The following is a 15,110-nucleotide window of genomic DNA, read 5'->3' as shown; positions in this document are numbered from 1 at the left end:
CTGATAGGCAGACTGTCATGAAGAAGACTTCCGGACACAGCTCCGAACCCGCCGCCGAGTGGACGGTACGCCCCTCCGACCACGACGAGTATCCCGAGGCCGCCCGAGTGGTGGGGGAGGCGCTGCTGGCTCCGAGCACGGTGGAGGAGAACCTCCCCCACCTGCGACCGCTCATGGACGAGAGCGGCTACGACCGTGTGCTGGTGGCCCTGGACGGTGACGAGGTCGTCGGATCGGTCAACTCCTTCGGGTTCGAGATGACCATGCCCGGCGGACCGCGGCCGGTCGCGGGCGTGACCGGGGTGGGGGTGTGGCCCACCCACCGCAGGAGGGGAGTGCTCAGCGCCCTCATGCGTCACCAGCTCCGCGATCTGCGGGAACGGGGAGAGAGCCTGGCGGCGCTGTGGGCCTCCGAGGGGGCCATCTACGGTCGGTTCGGTTACGGCGCGGCCTCGATGGAGGCGGAGCTGACCATCGCCCGGCCGCACACCGCGCTCGTGCCCGACGCCCCGCGCGATCCGGCCCTGACCGTTCACCTGCTCGGCGCCGACGCGGCCAGGGAACAGGTCGTCGAGGTGTTCCAGAGGGTGTTTCCCACCCAGGTCGGCCGGTTCCGGCGCAGCGATGTGTGGTGGGATCGGGTGCTGCGGGACACCCCGGACGCGCGCGGCGGCCACGGCCCCCTGAAGGTCGCGCTCGTCACCGACGCCGACGGTCCGCAGGGGTACGCCCTGTACCGGACCCGTCCGGAGATCGGCCCCGCGGGTTGGAACAGCGAACTGCGCGTCCAGGAGATGGTCGCCGCCACCCCCGCCGCGCGCGTGGCCCTGTACGACCACGTGTGCAACCGGGACCTGATCGCCACGGTCGTGGTGGACAACACCGCCGTGGACGACCCGTTGTGGACGTTGCTGGCCGACCGCCAGCGGATCAGCGCCGTCCCGCGCACCGTTCTGTGGATGCGCCTGGTGGACGTGCCCGCGGCCCTGGCCGAGCGCTCCTACGCGGCGCCGGTCGACACGGTCGTCGAGATCTCCGACCGCTACGCGCCCTGGAACGCCGGTCGGTGGCGGATCAAGGCCGACGGGGACGACGCCGGGGTGGAGGCCACCGACGCCGCCGCCGACCTGTCCATGGACGTGTCCCACCTGGGCGCCGCGTTCCTGGGACGGCACACGCTGACCGCGCAGGCGGCGGCCGGGGTGGTCGCCGAGCACACCCCGGGAGCGGCGGATCGGTTGGACGCGGCGCTGCGTCTGCCCCACGCGCCCCTGTGCGGAGTGGTCTTCTAGGGTTTCGGGACCTTTTCCGCGGCCGCGCGGCACGCGGTCGCAGCGTTGCGGGTGCCGCGCGGCCGCGGTGTCGGTGTGAAGGAGCGCGTCGGGCGGGTCGTCTCCGCGCTCGGGCCGAGGCCGACCCGCCCGGCGCGGACCGCTCCGGTCTAGCGCAGCGCCTTGACCAGCCGGTCGACGTCGTCCTCGTCGTTGTACAGGTGGAACGAGGCCCGCACCCGCCCGGCGCGGGTGGAGGTGACGATCCCGGCCTCCGCCACCCGCCGGGCGGACTCCTCGGAGACCTCCAGCGACACGATCGCCGATCCGGCCGGTTCGAGGCCCATGGCGGTTCGGAGCCTGTCCCCCAGGGCGGTGTCGTGGCGGTGGATCGTCTCCACGCCGACCTTCTCGATGAGTTCCAGGGCCGGGGCCAGCCCGATCCAGGCCGACCACACCGGTGCGAGGTCCAGGCGGCGCGTTCCGTCGGCCAGCCGCAGCGGACCGCCGTACAGGGAGTTCCAGGGGACCTCGCCCGCGAACCAGTTCGGCGCGAGCGGCCGGAGCGTGGCCAGCGCCTCGTCCGTACCGGTCAGCAATGCCGCCCCGCGTGGCCCGAGAGCCCACTTGTAGGTGCTGCACACGGTGAAGTCGACGCGGTCCGCGGGCACGGGGAGCCAGCTGAACGACTGGGTCGTGTCGAGCATCAGTCGGGCACCGTGGTCGGCGCACGCCGAGAGCAGCTCCTCCAGCGGAGCGACCGCGCCGTCGGCCGACTGGACGGCGGACACGGCCACCAGGGCCGTGGCCGGGCCGACCTCGTCGGGCAACCGGTCGAGGGGGACCTCGCGGACGCGGATCCCCTCGTCCCGTCGGGCCAGGAAGGGGAAGATCACCGACGCGAACTCGTTCCGCGCGACCAGGACCTCCGAACCCGGGGGCAGGCTCGCCGCGATCGTCCCGGCGAACTGGGAGACGTGGGTACCCACGGCGACCCGATCGACGGGGACACCGGTGAGGCGAGCGTAGGCGGCGCGGGCGGCGTCCACGTCGGCGTCGGCGCGGGCGGGCTGGAAACGGCCGGCGGCCACCTCGTGGGTGTGCCGTTCGAGGGCTCGCAGCGCCCGGTGGGGCGGGAGACCGTGGGTGGCGGTGTTGAGGTAGGTGACCTCGGGGGAGAACTGCTGTCGTGCGGCGTTGAGTCGGGATCGGCTGCTGTGGTCCATGCCCCGATGCTCACAGCGCTGAACGGGCCGCTCAAGGGCCAATCCGGGCGGAAGTGGCGCTTGGCCCGTGACGGGGATCAGCTGCGGAACTTGGCCTGCGCGGTGGTCGATCCGGCCATGAGCTTGTTGAGCAGGCGGACCAGTTCGTGGCGTTCCTCGGGTTCGAGGGCCTCGGCCCAGGCGCTCTCGCGTCGGTTGTGGGCGCGGAAACCGCCCAGGATCGCGCCGTAGCCCGCCTCGGTCAGGCTGAGCTGGAGGGCGCGGCGGTCGTGCTCGGCGCGTTCGCGCACGATGAGCCCGTCACGTTCGAGGGTGTTGAGCAGGGCGGACAGGGCCGCGCGGCTCATGCCGGAGATCTCGGCGGTGGTCTTGGCCTCCATCGGTCCGGCCAACCACAGCGCGAAGATCACTCGGAATCCCGGCCAGGTGAGCCCCCTGGGCCGGTGGACGGACGACTCCAGGTCGTAGATGACCATGCTCGTCGCCCGGTTGAGGGTCAAGACCATGCGCATGGCCTCCGCGTCGACGGAGGGCAGTTCTCGTTCCGCCTTCTGCACCGCGTAGTCGACGAATGACCAGAACGTGAGATCAGTTGGGGGAGCGGTGTTATGGGTCACCTCACCAGCCTAATGCCTGGGGCTGACGCGGGACGGGCGGACTCCGCGTGCGCTGGCCGAACAGGGATGGGGGAGCGGAGGCGGGTTTCACGGCAGGGGCTCGCGGGAGTGGGGAGGCTATCCTCGGAGAGTGATCTGTATCACTCACCGATTGGCCGCGGGTCTCTTGGTCGTGTGGTGCGGGGCACGTTATGGTCTAAATCATCAAAGGTTTGATTAATTGGGCGGCCGACCGCCGCCCATGAGCGAGTGAGGGGTCCCACGACCATGGCCAAGCCGTTCGCCTCGTCCGCCGACACCGAGGCCAAGGAGCAGACACTGGAGGTCCTGGCCGACGGCGTCTACGCGCTCACCGCCGAGGGCGACCCCAATGTGGGCGCGATCGAGGGTGAGGACTTCGTCGTCGCCTTCGAGGCCCTGGCCACCCCCGCCGCCGCGCGGGACTGGCTCGCCCTCCTGCGCGAGCACACCGACAAGCCCGTCCGCTACCTCGTGCTCTCGCACTACCACGCCGTCCGCGTCCTGGGGGCCAGCGCCTTCGACGCCGACATCATCCTCACCCACGAGAAGACCCACGAACTCATCCGCGAGCGCGGCAAGGAGGACTGGGCCAGCGAGTTCGGCCGCATGCCCCGCCTGGCCAAGGACCCCGACTCCGTCCCCGGCCTGACCTGGCCCACCCAGACCTTCGCCGACCGCACCACCATCGACCTGGGCGGCGATCGCGGCGAACTGGTCCTGGAGTACTTCGGCCGCGGCCACACCGAGGGCGACATCGTCGCCTGGCTGCCCCAACACAAGATCCTCTTCGCCGGTGACCTGGTCGAGGCCGAAGCCGCCCTCTACACCGGAGACGCCTTCCACCACGACTGGGCCGGGCCCACCCTCGACCGCGTCGCCGCCCTGGAGGCCGAGACGCTCATCGGCGGCCGCGGCGCCGTCACGCACGGCCGTGCGAACGTCGACGCCGCCATCGCCCAGACCCGCGGCTTCCTCACCACGATGATCCGCGAGGTCGGCGCCGTCCACGAACGCGGCGGCACCCTCAAGGAGGCGTTCGAGGCGGCCCACACCGCCCTGGAGGGCGCCTACGGGCACTGGCCGATCTTCGAGCACTGCCTGCCCTTCGACGTCTCGCGCCTGTGGGACGAGTTCTCCGGCATCGAGCGTCCGGTCATCTGGACGGCCGAACGCGACCGCGAGGTCTGGGACCAGCTCCAGGGCTGACCACCTGGCCGAGTCTTCCTCCCACCCGTCGCCCGCCATCGCCCATGGGGCGCTTCACGCGGGGGTGGGACGCCACCCTCAACGGACGGTACCCACCCGTCACCCGCCCCCTCGACCACCGCGCCCCGCACGGGCGCCCCACGCCGAACGGAGCCCATGATGCGCCCTCCAGCTCCACGACCCCCCGCCGACACCGTCGCCGACCCCGTCCTGGTGCTCGGCGCGGGGCCGGTCGGCCAGACAGCGGCCCTGCTCCTGGCCCGGCGCGGGGTGCCCGTACGGATCGTCGACACCAGGCCCGAACGCGACGCCGTCGGCTCCAAGGCGATCTGCCAACAGCGCGACGTCCTGGACGTGTGGGACTGGCTCGGCGCCGGAACCATCGCCGAGGAGGGTCTGACCTGGGACACCGCCCGCACCTTCTACCGGGACCGCGAACTGTTCAGCGTTCGGCTCCCCGACCCGGGCGCCTCACCCCTGCCCCCCTTCGTCAACATCTCCCAGTCCCGCACCGAACAGGTCCTCGACCACCTCCTGGACGAGGCGGGTGTGCGGACCCTGTGGGACCACCGCGTCACCGGGATCACCCAGGACGACGACGGCGTCGACGTCGAGTGCGCCACCCCCGACGGTCCGGTCCGCCTGCGCGGCTCCCACGCCCTGGCCTGCCTCGGAGCGCACGGCGGTGTCGTGCGTGAGGCGCTCGGCCTGGGGTTCGAGGGCACCTCGTTCGACGACCGCTTCCTCATCTGCGACATCCGCGCCGACCTGCCCGGCTGGGAGCGCGAACGCCGCTTCTACTTCGACCCCGAGTGGAACCCCGGCCGCCAGGTGCTCATCCACCCCTGCCCCGACTCGGTGTTCCGCATCGACTGGCAGGTCCCCGCCGACTTCGATCTCGACGCCGAACGCGACACCGGACGCCTGGACGCCCGCATCCGCCAGATCATCGGCGAGCGCCCCTACGAGATCGTCTGGAACTCGGTCTACCGCTTCCACACCCGCGTGGTCGACCGCATGCGCTCGGGCCGCGTCCTCCTGGCCGGGGACTGCGCCCATCTCGTCGCCCCCTTCGGCGCCCGCGGCCTCAACTCCGGCGTCCAGGACGCCGAGAACGCCGCCTGGAAGCTCGCCTACGTCCGCGCCGGCTGGGCGGGGGAGGAGCTCCTGGAGAGCTACCACACCGAACGCCACGCCGCCGCCCTGGAGAACGCCGAGATCACCAGCGCCACCATGCGCTTCCTCGTCCCCCACGGCCCCGAGGAGCACGACCGAAGGCTCAGCGTCCTCGACCGCGCCCTGACCGACCCCTCCGCCCACCCGCACGTCGACTCCGGCCGCCTGGCCGAACCCTTCTGGTACACCGACTCGGCCCTGACCACCCCCTGCCCCGAACGCCCCTTCGGCGGCCGACCCCCGCGCGGCCGGGCCCCCGACCCCTGCCCCGGGGTGATCCTGCCCGACGCGCCCGCCGCGCTCCCCGGCTCCGAGCGGCCCGGCCGTCTGCGCCCCCTGCTCCGCGAGGGCTTCACCCTCCTGCTCGGCCCCGCCCCCCAGGGGGAGGACCCCGGCGCCCTCCTCGACCGCGTCCGCGCCATCGCCGAACACGCCTGCCCGGCCCCGATCACCACACTCCACCTGTCCGACGTCGACACCACCGGCGCCCTCACCCGAGCCCTGGACCCGGCCCCCGGCCAGGTGTGGATCGTGCGACCCGACGCCCACATCGCCGCCGTCGTCCCCGGCACCGACACCGCCGCCCTCCACACGGCCCTACGCACGGCCCTCGGCCTCGCACCCGACCGGGCCGACCCCGGCACGCGCCCCCCGCGGACCACCACGACCCGCTGATCCCGACCAGCCCGCGGCTTCGGCCGCACGGCCCGACGACCACGGTAAGGAGATCACCGCCATGGCCCACTACCGCAGGGTCGGCGAGGTGCCCCGCACCCGCCACACCCAGCACCGCAACCCCGACGGCGGCCTGTACTACGAGGAGCTGATGGGGGAGGAGGGCTTCTCCAGCGACTCCTCGCTGCTGTACCACCGCGCGATCCCGTCGGCGATCGTCGACGCCGCCGAGTGGGAGCTGCCCGACCTGACCCGCACCCGCAACGCGCCCATGGTGCCCCGCCACCTGAAGCTGCACTCGCTCTTCGCCGACCAGGACTGGAAGGCCGCCGACGTCGTCGAGTCCCGCCGCCTGGTCCTGGGCAACGACGACGTGCGCCTCTCCTACGTCGTCGCCGGAGCGCCCTCGGAGCTGTACCGCAACGGCATCGGCGACGAGTGCGTCTACGTCGAGTCCGGCCAGGCCCGGGTGGAGACCGTCTTCGGCGCCCTCGACGTCGGCCGCGGCGACTACGTCATCCTGCCGCGCGCCACCACCCACCGCTGGGTGCCCACCGGCGACGGGCCCCTGCGCGCCTACGTCGTGGAGGCCAACAGCCACATCGCCCCGCCCAAGCGCTACCTGTCCCGCTACGGCCAGTTCCTGGAGCACGCCCCCTACTGCGAACGCGACCTGCGCGGCCCCGAGGAGCCGCTGCTCGCCGAGGGCGAGAACGTGGACGTGCTCATCAAGCACCGCGGCGACGGCCCCGGCGGTATCTCCGGCACCCGCTACACCTGTCCCACCCACCCCTTCGACGTCGTGGGCTGGGACGGCTGCCTGTACCCGTACGTGTTCAACGTCGACGACTTCCAGCCGATCACCGGCCGCGTCCACCAGCCGCCGCCCGTCCACCAGGTCTTCGAGGGGCACAACTTCGTCATCTGCAACTTCGTGCCCCGCAAGGTGGACTACCACCCCGAGTCCATCCCCGTGCCCTACTACCACTCCAACGTGGACTCCGACGAGGTCATGTTCTACTGCGGGGGCGACTACGAGGCCCGCAAGGGCTCCGGTATCGGACAGGGGTCGATCTCCCTGCACCCGGGCGGCCACTCGCACGGCCCCCAGCCCGGAGCCTACGAGCGCAGCGTCGGCGTGCACTACTTCGACGAGCTCGCCGTCATGGTCGACACCTTCCGCCCGCTCGACCTGGGTGAGGGCGGGCTGGCCAGCGACGACGGCGGCTACGCATGGACCTGGGCCGGAGGGAGGAGGGACCGGTGACCCACCCCCTCTACCACCAGCTGTTCGACGACGCCGCGCTGTTCCCGCCCGGCAACGCGCCCATGGGCCAGGCCGTGCCCGCCCACCGCGGGTACCGCTCCGGGTGGCGCGACGGCTATGTGGGCCCGTTCCTGGTCGCCGACGGCCGCGTGGCCGAACTCCGCGCCGTCCTGGCCCGGGAGGAGGGCGCCCACGAAGCCCTCGCCGTCGTGGTCACCGTTCCCGGCGGCCCGGGCGGCGTCGGCCCGGCCGTCGAGTCCGTCCTGGCCGATACGGCGATGCGGCTGGTCGGGGTCGAGGCCGCCGCCGAACCCGGGCAGGCCACGGCCGTCGCCGACCAGCTCACCCGCCACCTGCCGCCCGGGGCGTCCGGGTTCGTGGAGGTCTCCCGGGCGGGGGACGTGCGCGCCGACCTGGACTCCCTGACCGGCACCGGCCACAGCGCCAAGTTCCGTACCGGCGGCCTCACCCCCGAGGCGCACCCCGACGAGGCCGAACTCGCCGCGTTCGTGTCCGCCGCGCTGTCCCGTGAGCTCCCCTTCAAGTGCACCGCCGGACTGCACCACGCCGTCCGCCACACCACCGCCGAGGGTTTCGAACAACACGGGTTCCTCAACCTGCTCGTCGCCACCGCCGCGGCCGCCGACGGAGCCGGGGCCGACGACCTCGCCGGAATCCTCGCGGACCGCGACGGGGCCGCCCTGGCCGACGCCGCGGCGCGGCTGGCCCCGAACCAGGCCGAGGCCGTCCGCGCGCGATTCCTCTCCTTCGGTACGTGCAGCGTCGTCGAACCCCTGGAGGACCTGGTCGTCCTCGGCGCCCTGGTCCCTGAGGCCCGGCCGCACTGACCACCACCACAGAAAGCAGCGATGATGCCCGAAACCTGGCTCGACCTGGACCCGGACGCGCCGTTCGGCCCGGCGACCCTGCCCTACGGGGTGTTCAGCACCGACACCGACCCCGAGCCGCGCGTCGGGGTGGCGATCGGTGACCACGTCCTGGACCTGGGCGCGGCCGCCCGCGCCCAGGGCGCCCCGTTCGCCGACACCGTCGCCCAGCCCGACCTCGACGCCCTCCTGGCCTCCGGGAGACCGGTCTGGGACGCCGTGCGCGCGGCCCTGACCACCTGGTTCACCGACCCCGCCCACGCCGACGCGATCCGCCCGCACCTGGTCGACCGGTCCCGGGTGAGCCTGCACCTGCCGTTCACGGTCGCCGACTACGTGGACTTCTACGCCTCGGAGCACCACGCGAGCAACGTCGGTCGGATGTTTCGCCCCGACCAGGAGCCCCTCACGCCCAACTGGAAGCACCTGCCCATCGGCTACCACGGCCGCTCCGGCACCGTCGTGGTCTCGGGCACCGACATCGTGCGCCCCACGGGCCAGCGCAAGCCCCCCACCGAGCCCGCTCCCGTCTTCGGCCCGTCGGCACGCCTGGACATCGAGGCCGAGGTGGGGTTCGTCGTCGGCACGCCCAGCGCCATGGGCGAGCGCGTCGCCGTGGACGACTTCCCAGACCACGTGTTCGGGGTGTTCCTCCTGAACGACTGGTCCTCGCGCGACCTCCAGGCCTGGGAGTACGTGCCCCTGGGCCCGTTCCTGGGCAAGTCCTTCGCCACCTCGATCTCACCGTGGGTCGTGCCGCTGGCGGCCCTGGAGTCGGCCCGCGTCGAGCAGCCCGCCCAGGACCCCGAACCGCTGCCCTACCTGCGCGGCGGCCAGCCCTGGGGGTTGGACCTGGAGCTGGAGGTGCGGATCAACGGGCACGTGGTCTCGCGACCGCCGTTCGCCACGATGTACTGGACGGCCGCTCAACAGCTCGCGCACATGACGGTCAACGGCGCGTCCCTGCGCACCGGCGACGTGTACGCCTCGGGCACGGTCAGCGGACCCGAGCGCGAGCAGCGCGGGTGTCTGCTGGAGCTGACCTGGAGCGGCAAGGAGCCGCTGCGGCTGCCGGACGGCACCGAGCGCACCTTCCTGGAGGACGGGGACGAGGTGGTCATCACCGCGACCGCGCCCGGCCCGGACGGGTCCCGGGTGCACTTCGGCGAGGTCAGCGGCCGGATCCTGCCCGCCCGCTGACCCCACCGACCGCTGACGCGGCCCCGCGCACCCCTTCGGGGGCGGACGTGCGCGGGGCCGCTCCCGCGCCCAGCGTGTGGGGGATGACCACCCCCTCCGGCGCCCAGTCGCCACATCCCTGCGACGTCGACGCCTTCCTCCAGCGCCCCCTGGTCGCCCGGGTGGTCACTATCAACTCCGTCGGCGCTCCTACGGTCAGGCCGGTCTGGTTTCTGTGGGAACGGGGTGTGCTGTGGTGGATCACGGGTTCCTACGCGGTCATGGCCAAGCACCTGAAACGCGACCCACGAACCTGCGTGGTGGTGGACACCTGCGACCTGGAGCGCATGGAGTTCCTCCAGGTGACCATGCACGGCCGGGCCGGGATGGCGCCCTTCGACCCGGTGCTGGCCCGGCGCAAGCTGCGCCGCTACCTGGGTGACGACGAGACGGCCTGGCACCCGGACTTTCGGCACTACGCCGACGACGCCCGCCTGGTCCGCTTCACGCCGGACCGCACCGTCGTCCAGGACCTGTCCAGGACCATGGGGTGATGCGGCGGTGGGGAGCGGGCCCTGTGATCCGTGCAACCGTCCGTTCGTCCGCCGCGTCGAAGGTGCGACGCGCACCCCCGGACGCGCGACGGCACGGAAGGACCCGGCCCGCCCATGAAGCTCGCGAAGCACCACGACGGCACACGTCCCGTGTTCGATCCGACCCTCCCCGAGGAGATGCTCCGGGGCCTGCGGACGGACACCGTCGAGATCCGACAGGCTCCTGCGGGGGCGCGGCCGCAGTTGCCGCGGACCCGCCGGGAGCGTCTGATCACGGGTGCGATCCCCCTCACCGCCACCCTGGCCGTGGTGGCGGTGTGCGACTTCGCCCTGGGACCCCCGCCGTCGCGGTCGCCGTCGCGGTGGGTTTCCTGGGGCTGTTCCCCTACCTCCCGGTGCGCCTGTCCGAGGAGGGCATGAAGGGCGAGAGGATGAGCCTGGGAGCGGGGCTCTCCTGGTCCTTCTGGGCGGTGGGCATCACGTTCGTCACCGGGCCCTTCATCCCTTTCCTCCTCGTCCACCTCCTGCGCTACGGCCTCTTCGTGTCCCTCGGGAAGCCCGCGGAGTACGTCGTGCCCGCGGACCGGTTCGTCGACCCCGCCGAGCTCGGATACGAGGCGCGGGGGAGGCTGCGCCGGATCCAGGACGCGTGCGACCGGGTGGTGGAGGCCCAGCGCCTGATCCCAGACTTCGACGCCTGGCCGGCACTGGTCGTCCTGCTCGAACAGGAGTGGCTCGTGGCGCGCGACCTGGCCCGGATCGCGCCGCTCGCCGAGGAGGTCGGGCGTTTGGCGGCCGAGGCCGCCTCCGACCGGGTCCGCGAGGCCATACGCCCTCGGGAGAAGGTGGTGAAGGCCGCGAACCGCCAGGTGAACCGGCGGCTGGGCCGGGTCGCGAAGTACATGCGCCCGGTGGACGCGGCGCTCACCGCGCACCGGGAGTGGGAACAGCTCTCCCACCTGGCCGGAGGCACCGAGGACTACGCCGACCTGCTCGCGCGCGGCGGTTCCGGGCCCGCGGGGCCGCTTCCGCACGATCTCCACGGGGACCGCGCCCTGCGCGCGTCCCGTGCCGCGATCGAGGGGCACGTACGCGAGGCCCACGAGGCCGCCGCCTGGCTGACCTCGGCGGTCCGGGAGAACGGTTAGACCGTGGTGTCCCGCACGTCCTCGGACGTGCGGGACACCGGCCCCCGGCGGTCGGCCGATACCTGTCACGCCGGGGTGAAGGCGGCGGCGTGGTCGCGGGCGAACTCGGTGACATCGCGTGCGGGACGGCCGGTGAGGTCGGCGACCGATGTGTGCACCCCGGCGGCCTCGCCCCTGGCGTAGTGGGCGTAGTCCTCCACGAGGCCGTCGATCTGCCACGGCGGCAGGATGCCGGTCAGAGCGGCGGCGAACTGCTCGGCGGACGCCTCCCGGAAGGTGATGTCCCGCCCGGTGGCGGCGGAGAGCGCGCGGGCGATCTGCTCGTGGGTCACGGCCCGGGGCCCGGTCAGCGTGTAGGTGCGGCCGGTGTGCCCCGTGCCGGTCAGCACGGCCGCGGCGGCGTCCGCGATGTCCCTGGTGTCGACGGCGCTGACGGCGGCGCCGCCGGTGGGCGCGGCGAACCAGCCCTGCGCGATGGTTCCGGCGAAGCCGGTCAGCGCCTGCATGTAGAGGTTGGGGCGCAGCACGGTGCGGTCGAGCCCGAGGCGCCGCACGTGCGCTTCGACCTCGGCGTGCCAGCGCAGGAACCGCACCGGCGAGTCGGCGCGCGCCGCGTACTGCGAGAGCAGCACGAGTCGCCGCACGCCGGCGGCGCGGGCGAGGTCGGCGAAGCGGATCTGGAGCGCGGCGGCGTCCTGCGCCGAGGGGCTGTTGAGGAAGACGGCGTCGACGCCCGTGAGCGCGGCGGTGACCGACTCCGGATCCCGCAGGTCGGCGACGGCGTTCTCGACCCCGTGAACGGGGCGGTCGGGGTCGCGGGTCATGGCGCGGACGGTGACGCCACGGGTTCGCAGGGCAGGGACCAAGGCGGATCCGACGGTTCCGGTCGCCCCGGTCACGAGTACGGTGGGGGTGTTCATCGATCTGTGTCCCTTCCTCCACGCCGCCGGGGCCTGTTCCCCGGTGGACGCGTCTGGGGTCGGCGCGTGCTCACGCCGCGCCGATGCCCTCACCCCACGACGATCGCGCGGACCCGCCCCCGTTCGCGTCGGTGACGATCACCTACTTCGGCGGCGGACGGCGTCCCGCATAGGGTTGGCGCCATGCCCACGACGTCCCCCCGCCCGCTCGTCGGCCGACGTGACGAGATCGATCGCCTGCGCACCCTCGTCGGCGCCGTGGAACGGGGCGAGGGCGGCGCGCTCGTCCTCCGCGGCGAGCCGGGCATCGGCAAGAGCGCGCTGCTGGAGCACCTCGAACACACGGCGCCGGAGCGGTTCCGGGTCATCCGGGCGTCCGGGGCGGAGTTCGAGGGCGAGCTGCCGTTCGCGGCACTGCACCAACTGTGCGTGTCGGTGTTGGCCCACCTCGACGAGCTGTCGGCCCCCTACCGTGACTCCCTCCTGGTCGCGTTCGGTTTGGCCGACGGCGAACCGGACCCGTTCCGCGTCGGCCTCGCCGCGCTCGAGCTGTTGGCGGCGGCTGCGGCCGAACGGCCCCTGCTGTGCGTCGTCGATGACGCGCACTGGATGGACGCCGCCTCGACGAGGGCGTTGACGTTCCTGGCGAGGCGCGTCGCGGCGGAGCCGATCGCGCTGGTGTTCGCTGCCCGTGACTTTGGCGCCGCCCATGAGCTGGACGAGCTGCCCGGGCTGAGGGTCGGCGGCCTGAGGGACGTGCACGCACGCGCGTTGCTGGCGCAGGAGAGGGCCGTGACGCTCGACGAGCGGGTGCGCGACCGCGTCCTCGCCGAGGCGCGCGGAAACCCGCTGGCCCTGATCGAGCTACCGAAGGCCGGTGGTTTCGCGCCGCCGTCACCGTCGCCGGTCGCGGGTCGGATCGAGCGGAGCTTCCAGGCCAGGATGGCGGGACTGCCCCGGCACGCGCGGCTGCTGCTGATCCTCGCGAGCGCCGATCCCACCGGTGACCCGGCCCTGCTCTGGAATGCGGCCCGCGGGTCGGATCTCGACGTGCCCGCCGCGATCGCCGCCGCCGAGGCGTCCGGGCTGGTGCGCTTCGACACGCGTGCGCGGTTCTGCCACCCACTGGCGCGCTCGGCCGCCTACCGCGCGGCCGAGCCGGAGCGGCGCCGAGCGGCGCACCGGGCACTGGCCGAGGCCACCGACCCGGACGCGGCACCGGACCGGCGGGCCTGGCACCGCGCCCAGGCCGCCACCGGACCGGACGACGACGTCGCGGCGGAACTGGAGTCGTCGGCGTCGCGCGCGCAGGCGCGCGGAGGCGTGGCGGCCGCCGCCGCGTTCCTCGAACGGGCGGCGGCGCTGTCACTCGACCCGGGGCGGCGGACCGAGCGCACGCTCGCGGCCGCGCGGGCCACGCTTGAGACGGGCGGGGCGGGCGCGGCGGCGGACCTGCTGGCCAGTGTCGACACCGAGCCGCTGGATGATCTCCAGCACGCGTCCGTCGACCTGTTGCGCGGGCGGATCGCCCTCGTCGGAGGCACGGACGGGGCAGTCGGCGGACCGGAGCTCATCCTGCGGGCGGCGCGGCGGCTCGCCGCCGTCGATCCGGAACGGTCACGCGAGTGCCTCATGGCGGCGCTGGAGACGGGGCTCGTCGTGAGCAGGGCCGCCGGGGTGATGGAACGGGTGCTCGACGCGGTCCGTTCGGCTCCGCCGGGACCGGGACCGGATCTCCTCGACGCGCTGGTGCTGTGGGACGGCGAGGGTCACCGCGCCGGTGTTCCGGCGCTGCGGAGGGTGCTCACCGGCGACGACGCCGGATGGACCCGGGCTCCGGCGCTGGCCACGATGATCGCGGGCGAGCTGTGGGACATGGACCTGCACGCGGCGGTCGTCGGGTGGCTGGTGCGCACCGGTCGGGACACGGGGTCACCGATCATCACCCGGCTCGGCCTGTCCCAGATGGCGGTGTCCGCGGTGCTCACCGGTGACTTCGGGCGGGCGATGGCGGCGATCGCCGAGGAGGAGGCGATCGCCGACGCCCTCGGAGACGTGCCGCAGATGTATCCGAGAGTGCGCCTGGCGGCGATGCGCGGCCGCCGCCAGGAGGCGCTCGACCTGTTCGCCGAGGCGGGGAGACGGGGCAAGGGGCAGCTGGCCGCGAGCACTCCCGGACCCGAGGCCGTGCTGTACAACGGCCTGGCCGAGTACCCGGCCGCGTTGGCCGCGGCCGGGCGCGCCGTGGCGGAGGGCGGCCTCTACCACGCGAGCGTCGCGCTGCCCGAATTGGTGGAGGCCGCGGTCCGATGCGGAGAGGACGCCGTCGCGGAGTCGGCGCTGGAGTCACTGGTCGAGCGCACGGAGCCCGCGGGAACCCCCTACGCCCTCGGCGTCGCGGCGGGCGCGCGGGCACTGGTGGGCGGTGGTGAGGACGACCACCGGGAGGCGATCGAGCACCTGGCGGGCAGCCCGCTGGCACCGGAACTCGCGCGGGCGCACCTGCGCTACGGGGAGTGGCTGCGCCGTGCGGGCCGCCGTCGTGACGCGCGTGAACACCTGCGTACCGCGCACGGACGACTGTCACGGATCGGGATGGAGGCGTTCGCCCGACGGGCCGCGAACGAGCTGCGTGCGACGGGGGAGGTGGCCCGCAGCCGCTCCGAGCACACCTACGACAGCCTGACCATGCAGGAGATGCACATCGCTCGCCAGGTCGCGGCGGGCGCGACGTCCAAAGAGGTGGCCACGCGCCTGTTCATCAGCCCGCGTACGGTGGACGCCCATCTGCGCAACATCTTCCGCAAGCTCGGTATCACGTCGCGCAGGCAGCTCAGGGACATGCCCGACCTCGGCTGACACGAACCCCGGCCGACAATGAATCTACGTTGTAAAGGTGGCCGTTCGGTTCGCCGCACCAGCACCACATGATGCGAACGGGGACGCGCCCGGCGAAGACCCCG

General features: G+C 73.2%; 12 protein-coding genes. 9 read left to right on the top strand and 3 right to left on the bottom strand.

The features are described 5' to 3' along the window. Positions 1-17 precede the first annotated feature (17 nt). Complete coding sequence (locus KIK06_RS08290) at positions 18-1,292, top strand: GNAT family N-acetyltransferase (RefSeq protein WP_268642663.1); 1,275 nt, start codon at positions 18-20, stop codon at positions 1,290-1,292. A gap of 149 nt (positions 1,293-1,441) precedes the next feature. Here KIK06_RS08290 and KIK06_RS08285 read toward each other — a convergent pair whose 3' ends face one another. Then, positions 1,442-2,497: an aminotransferase class V-fold PLP-dependent enzyme gene (locus KIK06_RS08285; protein WP_268642662.1), complete on the bottom strand. Its 1,056-nt coding sequence runs from the start codon at positions 2,495-2,497 to the stop codon at positions 1,442-1,444. Positions 2,498-2,574: 77 nt separating this feature from the next. After that, a complete protein-coding gene (locus KIK06_RS08280) occupies positions 2,575-3,114 on the bottom strand; it encodes a MarR family winged helix-turn-helix transcriptional regulator (RefSeq protein WP_026127655.1) in 540 nt (179 codons plus the stop codon). A gap of 267 nt (positions 3,115-3,381) precedes the next feature. Here KIK06_RS08280 and KIK06_RS08275 point away from each other — a divergent pair, with 267 nt between their 5' ends. The 7 genes from KIK06_RS08275 (at position 3,382) to KIK06_RS08245 (ending at position 11,227) form a co-directional block, all read left to right on the top strand. Then, a complete protein-coding gene (locus tag KIK06_RS08275) occupies positions 3,382-4,341 on the top strand; it encodes an MBL fold metallo-hydrolase (protein ID WP_268642661.1) in 960 nt (319 codons plus the stop codon). Between the two features lie 159 nt (positions 4,342-4,500). Further along, positions 4,501-6,192: an FAD-dependent monooxygenase gene (locus KIK06_RS08270; RefSeq protein ID WP_268645902.1), complete on the top strand. Its 1,692-nt coding sequence runs from the start codon at positions 4,501-4,503 to the stop codon at positions 6,190-6,192. Between the two features lie 61 nt (positions 6,193-6,253). Then, complete coding sequence (locus tag KIK06_RS08265) at positions 6,254-7,459, top strand: homogentisate 1,2-dioxygenase (RefSeq protein ID WP_017598884.1); 1,206 nt, start codon at positions 6,254-6,256, stop codon at positions 7,457-7,459. Then, on the top strand, positions 7,426-8,307 hold the full coding sequence (locus tag KIK06_RS08260) for a hypothetical protein (RefSeq protein ID WP_442789752.1): 882 nt from the start codon (positions 7,426-7,428) through the stop codon (positions 8,305-8,307). Before KIK06_RS08265 ends, KIK06_RS08260 begins: the two co-directional genes overlap by 34 nt. Positions 8,308-8,331: 24 nt before the next feature. After that, positions 8,332-9,546 (top strand): fumarylacetoacetase, encoded by a 1,215-nt coding sequence (fahA, locus tag KIK06_RS08255; protein ID WP_268645899.1) that lies wholly within the window; start codon positions 8,332-8,334, stop codon positions 9,544-9,546. Positions 9,547-9,629: 83 nt separating this feature from the next. Next, positions 9,630-10,079, top strand: coding sequence for a pyridoxamine 5'-phosphate oxidase family protein (locus KIK06_RS08250; RefSeq protein WP_268642659.1), 450 nt, complete (start codon positions 9,630-9,632; stop codon positions 10,077-10,079). A gap of 317 nt (positions 10,080-10,396) precedes the next feature. Next, positions 10,397-11,227 (top strand): hypothetical protein, encoded by an 831-nt coding sequence (locus tag KIK06_RS08245; protein WP_268642658.1) that lies wholly within the window; start codon positions 10,397-10,399, stop codon positions 11,225-11,227. Between the two features lie 65 nt (positions 11,228-11,292). Here the strand turns inward: KIK06_RS08245 and KIK06_RS08240 are convergent, their stop codons facing one another. Then, positions 11,293-12,147, bottom strand: a complete 855-nt coding sequence (locus tag KIK06_RS08240; RefSeq protein WP_268642657.1) for an SDR family oxidoreductase — start codon at positions 12,145-12,147, stop codon at positions 11,293-11,295. Positions 12,148-12,330: 183 nt separating this feature from the next. Between KIK06_RS08240 and KIK06_RS08235 the strand changes: the two genes are divergently transcribed. Beyond that, on the top strand, positions 12,331-15,006 hold the full coding sequence (locus tag KIK06_RS08235) for a LuxR family transcriptional regulator (protein ID WP_268642656.1): 2,676 nt from the start codon (positions 12,331-12,333) through the stop codon (positions 15,004-15,006). Positions 15,007-15,110: the final 104 nt, after the last annotated feature.

It is taken from the genome of Nocardiopsis sp. EMB25, from assembly GCF_026797795.1.
Lineage (GTDB): Bacteria > Actinomycetota > Actinomycetes > Streptosporangiales > Streptosporangiaceae > Nocardiopsis > Nocardiopsis lucentensis.
This window is presented reverse-complemented; position numbering and strand designations above follow the sequence as displayed.